The 15,049-nt window shown below is 39.2% G+C and carries 11 protein-coding genes; 8 read left to right on the forward strand and 3 right to left on the reverse strand.

What is annotated here, in order from left to right; genetic code table 11:
• Positions 1–6: 6 nt before the first annotated feature.
• Entirely contained in the window at positions 7–1,524 is a 1,518-nt protein-coding gene (locus tag JKG64_RS16310; protein WP_210355363.1) for a GH3 auxin-responsive promoter family protein, read from the forward strand.
• On the opposite strand, the gene JKG64_RS16315 is transcribed toward JKG64_RS16310, so the two are convergent.
• Entirely contained in the window at positions 1,521–2,234 is a 714-nt protein-coding gene (locus JKG64_RS16315; protein WP_210355364.1) for a tetratricopeptide repeat protein, read from the reverse strand. The genes JKG64_RS16310 and JKG64_RS16315 overlap by 4 nt on opposite strands.
• The gene (locus JKG64_RS16320) at positions 2,234–2,800 is read right to left on the reverse strand and encodes an RNA polymerase sigma factor (protein ID WP_210355365.1); all 567 of its coding nucleotides are present in this window, start codon (positions 2,798–2,800) and stop codon (positions 2,234–2,236) included. Before JKG64_RS16320 ends, JKG64_RS16315 begins: the two co-directional genes overlap by 1 nt.
• A gap of 248 nt (positions 2,801–3,048) precedes the next feature.
• On the opposite strand from JKG64_RS16320, the gene JKG64_RS16325 reads away from it, so the two are divergent.
• Positions 3,049–5,070 (forward strand): PKD domain-containing protein, encoded by a 2,022-nt coding sequence (locus tag JKG64_RS16325; protein ID WP_210355366.1) that lies wholly within the window; start codon positions 3,049–3,051, stop codon positions 5,068–5,070.
• Between the two features lie 90 nt (positions 5,071–5,160).
• Positions 5,161–7,650, forward strand: a complete 2,490-nt coding sequence (locus JKG64_RS23260) for a CHAT domain-containing protein (protein WP_210355367.1) — start codon at positions 5,161–5,163, stop codon at positions 7,648–7,650.
• Positions 7,651–7,849: 199 nt separating this feature from the next.
• Here JKG64_RS23260 and JKG64_RS16335 read toward each other — a convergent pair whose 3' ends face one another.
• The gene (locus tag JKG64_RS16335) at positions 7,850–9,616 is read right to left on the reverse strand and encodes an OmpA family protein (RefSeq protein WP_210355368.1); all 1,767 of its coding nucleotides are present in this window, start codon (positions 9,614–9,616) and stop codon (positions 7,850–7,852) included.
• 157 nt (positions 9,617–9,773) lie between these two features.
• Between JKG64_RS16335 and JKG64_RS16340 the strand changes: the two genes are divergently transcribed.
• The 5 genes from JKG64_RS16340 (at position 9,774) to JKG64_RS16360 (ending at position 15,049) form a co-directional block, all read left to right on the forward strand.
• Positions 9,774–10,841: a branched-chain amino acid aminotransferase gene (locus JKG64_RS16340; RefSeq protein ID WP_210355369.1), complete on the forward strand. Its 1,068-nt coding sequence runs from the start codon at positions 9,774–9,776 to the stop codon at positions 10,839–10,841.
• 411 nt (positions 10,842–11,252) lie between these two features.
• Positions 11,253–12,443, forward strand: a complete 1,191-nt coding sequence (locus tag JKG64_RS16345; RefSeq protein WP_210355370.1) for a glycosyltransferase family 87 protein — start codon at positions 11,253–11,255, stop codon at positions 12,441–12,443.
• Positions 12,440–13,390 (forward strand): glycosyltransferase family 2 protein, encoded by a 951-nt coding sequence (locus JKG64_RS16350; RefSeq protein ID WP_210355371.1) that lies wholly within the window; start codon positions 12,440–12,442, stop codon positions 13,388–13,390. Before JKG64_RS16345 ends, JKG64_RS16350 begins: the two co-directional genes overlap by 4 nt.
• Positions 13,387–14,184, forward strand: coding sequence for a polysaccharide deacetylase family protein (locus JKG64_RS16355; protein ID WP_210355372.1), 798 nt, complete (start codon positions 13,387–13,389; stop codon positions 14,182–14,184). Before JKG64_RS16350 ends, JKG64_RS16355 begins: the two co-directional genes overlap by 4 nt.
• Complete coding sequence (locus JKG64_RS16360) at positions 14,168–15,049, forward strand: lysylphosphatidylglycerol synthase transmembrane domain-containing protein (RefSeq protein WP_210355373.1); 882 nt, start codon at positions 14,168–14,170, stop codon at positions 15,047–15,049. Before JKG64_RS16355 ends, JKG64_RS16360 begins: the two co-directional genes overlap by 17 nt.

Genomic DNA, 15,049 nt, shown 5'->3' on the forward strand with positions numbered 1-15,049 from the left:
ACTCTTATGGAACTATTGAATTCTATCTTCACATGGATCATGAAAAAGCGCATACACCAAATTGAGCTATTCATGAAATATCCACATGATGTGCAAGAAGAATGGTTCCAAAACCTGATATCCGCAGCAGAAGCAACAGAATGGGGTAAAAAATACGACTACAAAAGTATATTAACTCCCGAAGAATACAGAAACCGAGTTCCAATTAGTGACTACGATGACATCAAAGTCTATATAGACCGTATGATAAAAGGAGAGCAGAACATCCTTTGGCCTTCGGATATTAAATGGTTTGCCAAATCTTCAGGTACAACCTCAGACCGTAGCAAATTTATACCAGTTAGTATTGAAGCATTAGAAGAATGTCACTTTCAAGGCGGAAAAGATATGCTTTCTATCTATTGCCATAACAAGCCAGACAACAAAGTATTTACAGGAAAATCAGTAGTAATTGGTGGCTCCTCCCAAATAAACAATTTTAGTCCGGACTCTTACTATGGTGATTTATCTTCTATCTTGATTCGCAATCTCCCTTTTTGGGCTGAATTCAAACGCACCCCCAATCTGGAGGTTACCCTGAATCCAAACTTTGAGGAAAAAATAGAGCAGATTGCCCAGATTACGATTAAAGAAGACGTCACAAGCTTAGCAGGGGTACCAACCTGGAACATTGTGATGGCTAATCGAATTTTGGAAATCACTAAAAAAGATAATCTCCTGGAGGTGTGGCCCAATCTCGAGTTTTATGGTCATGGCGGTGTAAGTTTCAAACCTTATCGCGAACAGTTCAAACAGCTGATTCCTTCAGATGAAATGTATTATCTTGAGAATTACAATGCTTCAGAAGGGTATTTTGGTCTTCAAGACCAATCAGACTCCGATGACCTACTGTTGATGCTGGATTATGGTATATATTATGAATTCCTCCCGATGGAGTTCCTCGATGATGAAAACCCTAAGACTATTGGTCTAGACGAAGTGGAAGTAGGTAAAAACTATGCCATGATTATATCGACTAACGCAGGATTATGGCGTTATAAAATTGGGGATACAATTCGTTTTACCTCTCTTTATCCCTATCGCTTTCAAATATCTGGTCGCACAAAGCAATACATAAATACATTTGGAGAAGAGATAATAGTCGATAATGCAGAGCAGGCGCTACATGCTGCATGTATTGAGACAGGCGCTAATATCCGAGATTATACAGCAGGCCCCGTATACTTCAATGCTGGAGAGGCAGGTGCACACGAATGGGTTATAGAATTTGACAAAGCTCCTTCTGATTTTGAAAGGTTTTGTGAGATTTTAGACCAAAAATTACGTGAAATCAACTCCGATTACGACGCTAAGCGTTTTAAAAATATGGCTCTGAACAAACCTATTGTTCATCATGCTCCCGTTTCAACATTTTACAATTGGATGAAATCGAGAGGCAAACTAGGAGGACAGAACAAAGTGCCACGACTATCAAATAATAGAGAGTATCTTGACACACTTCTTGAAGTAATGCGTAACTCTTAATCCATTTTTTTACGCAATTTCGACGCCTTTTCTCCAGTTTCTCCTTCTGCAGGAATTTTGTTCAAGCACATCTTTGCGTTGTCTTCATCGCCTTTTGTGTAGTAAGCCAATGCCAGATAATAATTAGAGTCTGTTGAAAATACAGAAGGTCCGTTTGCTATAGGCGCCAACAGGTCAATCGCTTTTACCCATTGCTTACTCCCAATATAGGTAAGTGCCAAGTAATATTGATATTGAACCTGCTCCGGGTCGGACTCCAAAAGCACAGACAGAATAGCCGCTGCTTCCTTATACTTACCCGCATTAAAGGCCTGTACCGCATTCTCATAAGAGGTATTTTCCATCTTACCGCGCACAATCTCTGACCGCATCATTGGTAATTCATATAATTCGTTAGAACGTTGGAAAAAAAACAAAGACCCAACCAATAATAAACAGGCTGCAACAACAACAGGCAACCATCTTTTCACTGTCGACTTGGATGAACTTGATGAAGATCGATAACGTTGATTGACTTCTGCTAAAGTCATTTTTAAGGGTTCATCCTCTATATGAGTCCTTCTATTTAAAATATCATATACTTCCCGTTGTAATGCCACCATATTTCTGAGCTCCTTATCTACAACAAGCTGAGCTTCAAACGACACGAGTTCTTCTCCTGCTAGAAGCCCCTCAATATAATCCTGTATTTTCTCTGAATGGTTTTCCATTACTTTAAACTTTTGAAAATATTACTTTCTTTCACCTTTTTTATCAAGGTCGACATACATTCACTTTTTTTCTTACGCAGATAAGCATAGGTTATTCCCAATGATTCCGCTATCCTCTCCTGCTGTTTTTCAACTAAACAGCGTCTTATGATATCCTGACAGCTCTGTCCCATTTCTCCCAATATCTCCATCACATGATTTTCCCTATCTACCTGCAACAACATCTGCTCCCACTCATCATACGACTTATCTTCAACATATAATAACTCTTCTTCCCCATTTGTTACCTGTTCGCGTTGCTTTTTCTTCAAAGCATTCAACCACTTACGCTTACAGACTAAGGATAAGAAAGAACCAAAACTCGTCGTTAATACAAAATCGCGTTGATGAGCCATGTGATAAATATCCATTAGAGACTCTTGCAAAATATCATAACCGTCATCCTCAGAACCATTGTTCTGCTTAATTAGTATAACAATCTGTTTTGCATATTTGTTATATATAAGCTGTATACCTTTGCTGTCATTCTCTTTGAGATACTGAATATATATCTGGTCTATGTGCATTTAATTGGCCATTACATTGTAAATGTAAAAATATTTCGGTGATAATAAAAAAATCATGAAACAGGAGTATATTTTCCTATTTACATTATCTACACAGACAATTTTATTGCATATAAAAAGAATTTTATTTATGTTTATTTACATTTTGAAATGGCCGAATGTGACAAAGTAAAAACATCCCGATTCGTTTTATTATGAATCAATTAGGCTAATTATTAATGAACCAATATACCTTTAGGTAGACCGCTATGAAAACACCTTGGATTATCCCCCTAATATTCCTGTTGATTACCTCTTCTGGCTTTGCGCAACAGCAAGATAGTAATGTGGTACCTATAGACACCTTCGAAAGCAAGATCGATATTCAGCAGCTCTCGAATGCCGTATCGTTCAAACCTATATTACGACCTCTGGTCCAGGTTCCCGGAGGGCGGGCACCTTATTACAAGTATTTATGGGATTTTGGTGATGGCCACTTTAGCACCCAAGCCGAGCCCACACATCAATATGCTAGACCAGGGGATTACGAAGTGTCACTCTATGCGGTCAATAATTACGATAATGGCCCCAAACCTAAACGACCGACGCGAAAGATAAAAAACACAGCACCACCTTCGGCTTTAGCCAGCTTACCTGCCCATAGTTTCGAAGAAAATTTTTTCGCTTCTAATGGTACTTTTCAAATCTTCAAGCTATCTGATGCAAAACCGGGTGAAGATATCACACTTGTTGTCGGTGTAAATACTGGAGGTAAAAAGGGTAAAATATACCTATTGTCCAATGAAAAAGTCGCCGGATTGGATGGATTCAAATTCGCTCATCAAACGGCCTACTATCAGGAAAGTATTGACACGCTGGTTCCAGCGGACAAATTGCAGAGCCTCTGGGCTGGTGTAAAACAATCGACTTTTACAAAGACAGGTTCTCCTGATTACGGCATCAAAGAGGTATCTACATTTCAAAATCAACAACAGGCGATCAACTACTTCAAAGAACTCTACGGCGCTTACAACTCGCTATCGTCTTATGACATAGAAAGCTCAAATGGAGAGCAACAGTTTTCATTAATCAATCTAGATGTCACCTCGGACATGCTGGTGGACACCAACGCCATTGTTACGATCACAGGGGTATTTATCCCGGAAGATGGACTAGCTAACGTACATCAGGTAGACATTCCAATTGTAAAATCTCACGACCCTAATAAAATGTCGATTAGGCCTGCGCGTATGAATTATCGTTTCCAAAAAAAGCGAAAAACGATGACCTATAAAGTACAATTTCAAAATGATGGCGAAGGTGATGCTAAGAATGTACGGTTAGAGATGCGCATTCCAGACGAAATCGTGAAAAACACATTCAAGTTGAAAGCGCTATACCCCAAATGCGACAGTTGCGAAGTGAACAATAATACAGGTTGTTACCGATATTATATAAAAGATGATGGTACGCTGGTCTTCCATTTTAAAGACATCGCGTTACCTGGGACAGCGGCCAAAGATATCACCGATATGGATAGCACCAAAGGCTTTATCCTATTTGAAGTGGAAACGCAGAGAAAACTAAAGAACAAATCTTTTGATGCATACACCAATATATACTTTGATAATAATCCGCCTATAACGACCAACACCGCCACGACACGTTTCTTAAGAACGCTATCTCCATTCATCACCATAGGTGCTGCGCATACTTTTGGCACGCCTCGCGAAAATGAGCTCAGTCATAAGTTTAAAACTGGATATCAAATTGGTATCGGTATCGCTCCAACAGCACCTTACCGGAAGCCCTATTGGCAGGTTGAGCTCTATGCCAGCTATTTCAAACGCAAAAGCGAATCTGGTCGGAGGGCCGAAAAAGGAGAGCACTCCTACCTTGTTGATGGCAAGCCTAATTATTTCGCTTACAGTGCAATTAGTGACTTTGAAAAAAGGGATTACCTTACATTACAAGTACCTGTACAGATTCGTTACAATTTCAATTCCTTTATCTCCATGGGAATCGGAGCTAGTATGCGTAAAGATTTTAACATCAAGAGCTCAGGAGAAACAACCTATTATTTTCAACGGGATGGTGCCAATGGCGTAATGCAGGACCTAACATATACTGAAGCAAAAGAACTATCGAAGATGAACAGTGCTATAAAGGTAAATCCTTTTCTCGACCTAAACATAGGCAGTATCAATCTAGGCCCGGCATTAGGATTACGATTCGCGTATGATAAAGACCAAAAATCAAGCGGTGGTATCTACGGTATATTTCGATTTTAAAACATGACACTTCGCTCGCTACCGATATACATCTTTTTGTTCTTATCCTGCAACAGACCGAGCTCAACAATTGATAACCATTCTCCACTTGTGCATAGTGAAGAACAGCTGGACTCCATTTTTGAGTCCTTTGAGAGCATTGCTTACGAACAGCCTAAGCAATATGTGAGTGACCCTGATTCATTCTTCAATAGCCTAACGGTTCAGGCCAACAGCCCTTACCAAAGGGAGATGTATGCCTATGGCCTCTTATTTATGGGCTATGGTCTTCTCCAGCATGGAGATAATTTCGAAAGTGTCAAATACTATGAAAAAGCCTACAACTACATAAAAGCGAACCAGGTTCCAACGGAAAATATAAATACCGAAATTATAACTCCCTTAGCCAATCTATATATACAAATCAATGATATACAAAAAGCAATAGCGCTATTACAAAAGGCACTTTCCGAGACAACGGATAATAACGAGACGGTACGGCTGAGTAATAACCTAGCAAATGCCTATTTATACAATGCAGAACTAGATAGCGCAAAAACAATTCTCCTTCAGGCCATAAAACGTCCTAGTAATACCTTATCTAGCGCATTACTCTACAATACACTGGCTTCGGTCTATGACAAGGAGCAGAATTGGAAAGAAAGCACATATTACAATAATCTAGCCTTACATAATTTCGAAAAGAGCCCTTTGGAAGGAGACACTTTACTCTGGTACACCGCTGCTCTAGGATTAAAAGGAAGTCTCGAAAAGGACAACAGCTATGTCAATAGAGCAATCGCTATTGCTGAAGAGCACTTCCCTAATGCACAGAACAGATTCAAAGCTAAATTAACTTTGATCAAGGGAGATATCTTAAAAGAGCAACATCACCTCGACGCCGCGCTAATTGCGTATGATAATACACTGTCCTACTTCAAATCAGAAGACAGAGCATACGTTCTAGATTACACCTATACTCAGGCACTAATAGGTAAAGCACACCTCTACACCTCGTTACAGCAATTAGACTCCGCACTGTATTACTATGAATGGGCTGTAGAAAACGATTTTAGAACACAACAACTCATTGTCAGCAGTAGAGACCAGCTAAGCAACAATATATTCAATAAGCAAACCATCCAGAACATCATAGACCTCGTACAGAGTAAGCCTGACCTAATCCACAAAAAGGAAATTGTACAGCAGCTACTCTGGTGCATTGAATTAAGTAAAGCCCGGCTCTTGATTAATGAAATCAATCGTTCGGAAAGTTGGAGTAGCTCATCAGACAAAACGAGAATCGGAATGCAGACGATCCGGAATCTCTACCATAAAATAGACATCTCGGTCGATACGATCGAGAAGAGAAAGCTATCACAGCGGCTCAAGAAGACAATGATTGAGTTTGAACTTTCTGAAAGACACTTCGAAGCAACACAATTTGAACCTCAAAAGGCAAGATTTCTAAAACACTTGAATAGGCCTAATAGTGATTTTTACGCTTATTTTGTCCATAACGATAGTAGCGTTACGATTATACACAAATCGGGGCAAGAATTTTCTTTCAAAAGGAATCCGGCATCCGTTCCTTTACTGAACCTTCTATCTTTCAAAACCACATATTTTGGAGATACCCCCAATAATTATAATCAGAACCCAAAAGAGTATCGAGAGAAGGCACAGTACCTCACAAGCGAACTACTTCCGGGGATAAGAAGTGCTCAGCGCAATGTCTTCATTTCTTTAGATGCGCAACTCTATGGTTTCCCATTTGATGCGTTGTATGATGATGACTTTCTAGTCAAGAAACACAACTTCGCTTACTTGAACTCATTTTTGCTTTTTGATTTCTTAAGCAACAAAACAATAGAGGAATCAAAAATAAGTGTATTTTATCGATCAGAATACCCTTCTCCTCTCCCCAACCTACAATTTGTAAACACAGAAGTAGAACACATCTACGATAATTTTTCAGCGCGAAAAATTGGTCCTGACGAACAGAATGACTCCACTATCCGCCAGCAATTTGCCCTACCGAATATTATACATATCGCCGCCCATACCATTTTGGACACCACAGCCCCGCCAATTATATATTTAAATCAAGCTATTTCAACCAACCAACTACGTTTTTACGAGATGAAAACGCCTTTGGTGTTTTTGTCGGCTTGTAATACAGGTTACGGAAAGCCTCTCCCTTCAGAAGGTACAGAAAGCATACAACGGGTATTTTTAAGTAAAAATGTCCCCTCGGTTATATCTACTTTTTGGTTTGCAAACGACCAGACTATGCTCGACCTCACGACCTCATTTTATCAACAATTAGATCAAACTGCAGATCCCATATGCGCTCTGGGGGAGGCGAAACGAACCTATCTGCAATCCGCTGGATCAGTAGAACAAAACCCCTGGTATTGGGCCAACATCAACTACACTGGGATAGGAAATGAAATAGGTTTGAAGAAATCTTCAAACCTATCGTATTATATCTGGGGTATGGCTATCCTAATCTTGTTAGGTCTCCAATATCCTTTTATATTATGGCTTTACAAAACGGTCAAATATAAAGACAAAAAAACCTATAATAAATCCAAATAGACTAATTTTCTTGTAGTCGTCATCGCTATACATAGCATTTTCTTCTAAATCTTCTTTCATAGGTATATAATTATTTCATGAGCTCGCAAACTCGGTTTGATTACTGATTGTCATGTAGCTATCAGAGTTCGCTCAGAACCTGCCTATAAACTACATGCATATATAGATACTCCTTATAACGTATGTCAAGTTGGATTCGCTACTTGACATACGCTAACACTTTTATTTCTGTCCGTCTATTCTCTTGATGCTGCTCCTCAGAACAATCCACACCATTGCTACAACCATTCACTAGCTTCGACTCCCCATAACCTTTTGCAACCAGCCTAGACTTAGTGATACCATTGTTTACTAAATAAGCTACAGCTGCATCCGCTCGACGTTGCGATAGTTTCAAATTGTAATTACCATCACCTCTACTATCGGTATGACTGGACAACTCTATTCGCAAACTCGGATTTTGCTTCATGATAGCTAAAACATTATCCAATACCAAAGCAGCGTCCGGACGAATATCACTCTTGTCAAAATCATACAAAATGTTTTTCAGCACCCAGCTCCCATCCTTTTCCAAATCGCACACTCCCAGTTTTAAGGTGACATACAGTGTTTGACTACGATCTAACCCCTTGGTGGTTACCAACTCGGTTTGCGAATATTGACCTTGTTGATTAGCCATCAGTGTAAAATCAGACTGCGCATCCAACTGGTATATAAACTTTCCTTCTGCATCCGATATTTGACTAGAATTTACCCTACTCTTACTATTAGTCAGAACAGTATTAATATTAGGCATGTTACGTGCTAATGTACAGTCAAAAGTCTCCCCTATCAACGTAAAACGGGGATCATCATGGAATATCTCTTTAAAAATAACAGCACTGCTTGTGTTAAAGTCAGCATCCGTTAATGTCAGGATCGGTGTTTTAACGCCATTCTTTTCGCCTACAACCTGATAAACACCGCTTTTAATCCCTGTTATCTTACTAGCCAAACCATTCGCATCTGTAGTTGACTTTTCGGCAGTATTTAATCCCTCTATAGACACAATAACACCACTCAGGGCCAGATCAGTTTGCTTATCACGGACCATAATCTGTAAATCTTTAGCTTCGACTTTGGTTTTCACCACTTCATCATACTGATTTCTATCAGGTGCGATTAGTGCCCTATTTTCAGATTTTGCTTTTGCAAACACGTATTTAATACCGGCACCAACTTGTAGGCTTTGGTGGAGTGTAGTCTTTACAACGGGAACCTCTTCGTAGTGATCAAGATATCCGTTTACTGTAGTAGAAGTAGCAATTGATATTGCTGTAGCAACACTCTCTTTTACCGTAAACTGACTCGGCTTACTGCCGAATTTTGTTCCAAAAGTCTGTACATAGTCGATATGGGCAAACAATGCAAGGTGAGGATTCAACATATAATTAACCCGTAAACCACCCAAACCAGCCCAACTATTTGCCTTATTCGTAATATCGTTCTGTGTTGATTTAATACTATAGTCATAGGTTCCTTTTACGTCCGAATACGTCAATGTTCGATCATATTCGGGAAAATATTGCATCATAATCCCCCCTCGTACATAAGCTTCAATATGCAATCGATCTTTTGTGAATTTATAGCTTGGGCCTAGCGTAAAAAGATAATCTTGAAAACGAGCGTTATTTTTATAGGCTGTCGAGATGTGCCCATTGGTAAAATGAAAGCTATCTATTTTAGATAGGTTATTACGGATGTAGCGTGCATCAATACCTAATCCGAACATATTACCATTAAAATACTTATCGATAAATAGTCCCGAATAAAACCCGGTCTTCGCTTCGCCAATTTTCTTATAATCATTAATCGGAAGGCTAGTCCCTCCCTGAGCTCCAATCTGGAAATCTCCCTTTTGCCTATCCTGGGCAATTGCTAAAAATGTAATTCCAAATAACATTAATGCGAGTAAAAGTTTTTTCATATGTCTTTGTTTTTAGTTTACAATTAGGGTTTCTTCCTTCTCGGATTTGTCCCGTATATTGTTATATCACTACCATTTCTTTTTTGTTACCCCCGAAATGAAAGAAAATCCACTTTTTTTTTAATAACTTGCGACTTTCAAAAACTATATCATTGATATGAGCGCGACAGATCAAATTTCAATTCGCGTAGAGCCAACTAAAGAATCAAGACTCTCGCAAGTAGACTTTAACAATTTAAAATTCGGACAGATTATGTCTGACCACATGCTCGTGGCCGAATACAATAATGGAACATGGACTGATATCAGCATCCAACCATACGGCGATATCTCGGTAAGCCCATCGATGTCTGCCTTACACTATGGTCAAGCAATATTTGAAGGGGTAAAAGGCTACAAATTTGAGAATGGTACAGTAAGCATCTTTCGTCCCGACAAAAACTGGGAGCGTTTCAACAAATCGGCTTCGCGTTTGCAAATGCCAGAAGTTCCTGAAGAAATATTCTTAGGCGGATTAAAGAAACTATTGGATATTGACCGTAATTGGATTCCTTCAAAAGAAGGTACCGCATTATACATACGTCCATTTATGTTTGCTACGGAAGCAGCATTAGGTGTGCACCCTTCTATATCGTACAAATTTATTATTATCACTTGTCCGGTAGGTGCTTATTACAGCAAACCTATATCTCTAAAAGTAGAAACACATTATACCCGTGCTGCAGAAGGCGGTGTTGGATTCTCGAAAAATGCAGGTAACTATGCACTTTCTTTATATCCTACACAATTGGCCAACGATGAGGGATATGACCAAATCATGTGGACTGATGCTGCGGAGCACAAATATATCGAAGAAGCAGGAACGGCCAATTTGATATTCCGTATTGGAGATACCATAATAACACCACACGGTGACACGATTTTGCACGGTGTAACACGTCGTACGATCATGGAGCTAGCCGAAAAATGGGGATACAAGACCGAACAGCGTAAGGTATCCGTCGAAGAGCTGATCGAGGGGATTAAAAATGGTACAGTGACGGAAGCTTTTGCAGCCGGAACAGCAGCAACTATTACTCATATAGATCGTATTGGTTTCAATGGACAGGACTACACATTACCTCCAGTAGAAGGTCGTGAGTTCTCTCTAAAAGTCTTAGACTATCTAAACCAATTGCGTTATGGCAAAATTGAAGATCCATTTGGATGGAACTTTATTGTCTAGACAGACAGGACATTAAATTATAAAGAAAAGCCGAAGAAAATTGATTCTTCGGCTTTTTTATATCCAAACAACAGAGCTTTTCCTATTATAACACAGCAATAGTCAGTCACATTAACCCAGATAGACTTACTACAGTACAATTTGTCCATTTCAATAAATTTATAGATATTTGGCCAGGTCTTGAGTCATCTATTTAAAACGTGAAGAAGACTTTAATTGTTTAATTTTAAATAAAAAAAATTTCTTCAACATTCAGATTTGATACATAAGATAACTGACAATTAGTCAAAAGATTATCAACTGTAGTTTTCACTATACTTTCGAAAGTAATACACTCGAGATAGCTGTCTAAACCCCAGCAGTGCTGAACTAAAATCGAATGCTTATTTAAGAAATATTGATTTCGACTATATGGGGTTAAAAAATAAAATAAATAGTTTCAAGAATCGTGCAGAAACTATTGTCACAGATCGACGCTTTGTTATTGGCTTGTACATCCTAGTAGCTATCCTAGCTGCGACAAAACAATATTTACGGGGCAACTTTAACAATTACCTAATTTTCAAACAAGTATACTGGCACAGCAAGGAGTTTTTGGATTTATATGCGTTGTATCCCAACGAATATTTTGACAGCAACCACTATGGACCGTTCTTTGCCCTCCTAATAGCGCCATTTGCACTATTGCCTGATGTCGTTGGGATGATTAGCTGGAATATTGTCAACGTCATTGTCCTATGCTGGGGCATCTACCAACTACCCATATCTGAGAAAAATCGATCATGGATTGCCATTATAGGTCTCCATGAAACCTTAACAGCATTGTTCGGGTTTCAATTTAACATTGCGTTAGTCGGTCTAATGCTATTATCCTTTTCCTATATCGTGAAAGGCAAAGATATCTCGAGTGTTGTCGTGATACTAATCGGTTTTTTAGTCAAACTATACAGTATCGTTGGGTTAGCATTTTTCTTCTTCTCAAAAAACAAAATACGTTTTGTAGTTGCCGGACTAATTCTTTTGCCCATTTTAGCCTTTTTACCTTCAATTATTTCTACGCCAACCTATGTCTATGATAACTATATCGGTTGGTATGAATCCTTAGTAGAAAAAAATGGTCAGAACATCACCTTAAACTCCAGGCAAGATATCTCGTTGATGGGTATTTTCCGTCGTATCAGTGGTGACACAACCATCCCCAACACCCCATTTATTGCAGTAGGTCTATTACTATTTGCACTTCCTTACTTGCGTATTAGTCAATACAAGACCCAGGGGTTTCAGCTCGCCCTGCTTAGTTCTGTACTGATATTTCCTGTGATTTTCAGCAGCAGCTCGGAATCGCCAACCTATATCATCGCGATGTTTGGCGTAGCGATATGGTTTATGATGAAATCGGCACCCCGCAGTTCCGCACAGATTGCACTGTTTGTGTTTGCCATGTTATTAACGAGCTTTTCACCTTCTGATCTTTTTCCAAAGTTTGTGCGTGAGCAATATATCAACCCTTATTCTTTAAAAGCATTGCCTTGCGTATTGATTTGGTTTACGATTGTCTATGAAATGCTAACGATAGACTACAAAAAATTGGCAACAGTATGATCGAAAAAAAACTAATCTCTGTCGTCATACCTGCCTATAATGAGGCCGAGAATATCCCAATAATAGCAAGAGCTCTAGAAGATACCTTTGCTACACTTCCGGACTACGGATTAGAAATAATTTTTGTTGCAGATGGTTGCACCGATAATAGTATTACTGTTATTGAAAACCTATCTCAACATTCAGAGCATATTTTTTTCCTAGAGTTTTCTCGTAATTTTGGTCATCAACTAGCTGTAAAAGCCGGTATGGATTACTCTCGTGGCGATGCTGTCATCTGTATGGATGGGGATATGCAACATCCACCATCTTTAATACCTGAACTCATCAGAAAATGGGAAGAAGGCTATGAAGTCGTTTATACCATTCGAAAAGAGGACAAAAGGCTACCTTTTAAAAAGCGCTTCACTTCCCGGATTTTTTACAAAGTATTAAATAAGCTCTCTTCGGTACAACTAGAAGCTGGAGCAGCAGATTATAGACTTTTAGACCGTTCGGTTGTCGATGTTATGAAACAGTTTCATGAAAATGAGCCTTTCCTTAGAGGTCTTGTCAAATGGGTCGGCTACCGTCAGTTTGCAATCTCTTATAACCCTGCTGAACGTCATTCAGGACAATCAAAATACTCGCTCAAAAAGATGTTACGTTTTGCTTTGCAGGGAGTAACATCTTTCTCGACCAAACCGCTATATATGGTTGTATATCTGGGCTTTTTGTTCTCGGGTCTATCCGTTTTATATTTACCCTATGTCGTGTATGCATTCTTAAGTGGACACGAAGTCTCAGGCTGGGCATCATTGATTATGACCATTGTTTTCTTTGGAGGTCTACAACTCATCATGCTCGGAATTATCGGTATATATATCGGTAAGATGTTTACACAGGTCAAAGTGCGACCTAATTATATTGTACGCTCTACAAATATCAACACTCCCAAAAAGCCATGATACTATTAAGTTTTGACATAGAAGAGTTTGACATGCCATTCGAATACAATAAGGATATCTCATTTGATGAGCAGATCCGTCGTTCTATTGAAGGCACAGAAGCAATTCTGGACATACTAGCGAAGCAACAAGTAAAGGCAACATTCTTTAGCACAGTCGTGTTCGCTCAGCATGCTCAGCATACGATACACCGTCTGTTGCGGGAGGGGCATGAATTGGCATCACATGGTTATTATCATTCAGATTTTAAACCGGAACATCTATTAGCCTCAAAAACGGCCTTAGAAGAACTGTTCGATGTATCTATCCAAGGATACCGGATGGCGAGAATGCAACCTGTCGACGAAGAGGAAGTTGAAAAAGCCGGGTACATATACAATAGTTCTATAAATCCAACCTGGCTTCCTGGAAGATACAACAATCTCCACATCTCGAGGCGCTACTTTTGGCAACAAAATGTCTTACAAGTACCTGCTTCAGTTACACCTCTCGTACGCTTTCCCCTGTTCTGGTTATCCTTCCACAATCTGCCGCTATGGTTATACAATAGCTTGTCCCGGTGGACACTCAACAAGGACACCTACTTAAACATCTATTTTCATCCTTGGGAATTTACAGATCTAACAGACAAAATCAAATTTGGCTTCCCATTCTATGTCCGCAAAAACACAGGAAAAAAGATGATCCATCGTATGGACAGCTTTATTACTAGTATGAAGAAGAGCAAAGCTGACTTTGTAACGTTTAAAGAATTTATCCAACGCAAAAAAATAAATAATGGGAATATGGACTAAGGCATGGCCTATCCTTAAAGTTGTATTCAAACTATCTTTCACTATCGCTGCCCTGACTTGGGTCGTATATAATGTAGATATGTCTGCTGTCAAGACAATTTGGAAGAACTCAGATCCTCTTATGCTCTTTGCCGCATTTATTGCATTTTTTATTTCACAAATCTTTGCTTCGACTAGGATACGTTCTTATTTTTTGGCTACCGGTTTAAAACTATCCGAATGGAGCAACTATAAGCTCTATCTCTTGGGTATGTTCTATAATATGTTTCTACCTGGTGGTGTAGGTGGAGATGGCTATAAAATCTATTACCTTCGGAAGGCACACCATGCAGATACCCGCAAATTGATTTTAGCTACTCTCCTTGATAAAGCGAGCGGGTTATGGGCATTATGTGTTATATCTTTAGTCCTTCTTCTAAAACTACCCCAACTCCATATACCTTCCATTTGGATCTGCCTATTGATGATTGTAGGAACTATTGTCTATTACTTGATATACCGCATCGGCTTCAAAAGCTTTTTGTCTAGTTTTGTTACGACCAATGCCAAAGCAATGGGCGTACAACTCTGTCAAGTCTTATCTGTCGTTTTTACGTTGTACGCATTAGGTATCAAAGAAAGCCATACTCCTTATCTAGTCCTCTTTATGGTGTCTTCACTTGTTGCTTTATTTCCATTAACAATTGGTGGATTGGGAGCGAGAGAATTAGTATTTATGTATGGTGCTGAATACTATGCGCTAGATGCACAGATTGGCGTCGCAATAAGTTTATTTTTCTACGTTATATCAGCATTGGCTTCACTTCCTGGATTATACTTCGTCTTCTATAACAAGTCTCTGGAAGACTCACCCCTTGCGGACTAA

The organism is Sphingobacterium tabacisoli, assembly GCF_017908035.1.
GTDB classification, from domain to species: Bacteria; Bacteroidota; Bacteroidia; order Sphingobacteriales; family Sphingobacteriaceae; genus Sphingobacterium; species Sphingobacterium tabacisoli.

What these genes read in the sequence shown, in the direction of transcription:
- JKG64_RS16310 (WP_210355363.1), top strand. Translation starts at nt 7, where the DNA reads ATGGAACTATTGAATTCTATCTTCACATGGATCATGAAAAAGCGCATA.
- JKG64_RS16350 (WP_210355371.1), top strand. Translation starts at nt 12,440, where the DNA reads ATGATCGAAAAAAAACTAATCTCTGTCGTCATACCTGCCTATAATGAG.
- JKG64_RS16335 (WP_210355368.1), bottom strand. Translation starts at nt 9,616, where the DNA reads ATGAAAAAACTTTTACTCGCATTAATGTTATTTGGAATTACATTTTTA.
- JKG64_RS16345 (WP_210355370.1), top strand. Translation starts at nt 11,253, where the DNA reads ATGGGGTTAAAAAATAAAATAAATAGTTTCAAGAATCGTGCAGAAACT.
- JKG64_RS16315 (WP_210355364.1), bottom strand. Translation starts at nt 2,234, where the DNA reads ATGGAAAACCATTCAGAGAAAATACAGGATTATATTGAGGGGCTTCTA.
- JKG64_RS16340 (WP_210355369.1), top strand. Translation starts at nt 9,774, where the DNA reads ATGAGCGCGACAGATCAAATTTCAATTCGCGTAGAGCCAACTAAAGAA.
- JKG64_RS16355 (WP_210355372.1), top strand. Translation starts at nt 13,387, where the DNA reads ATGATACTATTAAGTTTTGACATAGAAGAGTTTGACATGCCATTCGAA.
- JKG64_RS16325 (WP_210355366.1), top strand. Translation starts at nt 3,049, where the DNA reads ATGAAAACACCTTGGATTATCCCCCTAATATTCCTGTTGATTACCTCT.
- JKG64_RS16320 (WP_210355365.1), bottom strand. Translation starts at nt 2,800, where the DNA reads ATGCACATAGACCAGATATATATTCAGTATCTCAAAGAGAATGACAGC.
- JKG64_RS16360 (WP_210355373.1), top strand. Translation starts at nt 14,168, where the DNA reads ATGGGAATATGGACTAAGGCATGGCCTATCCTTAAAGTTGTATTCAAA.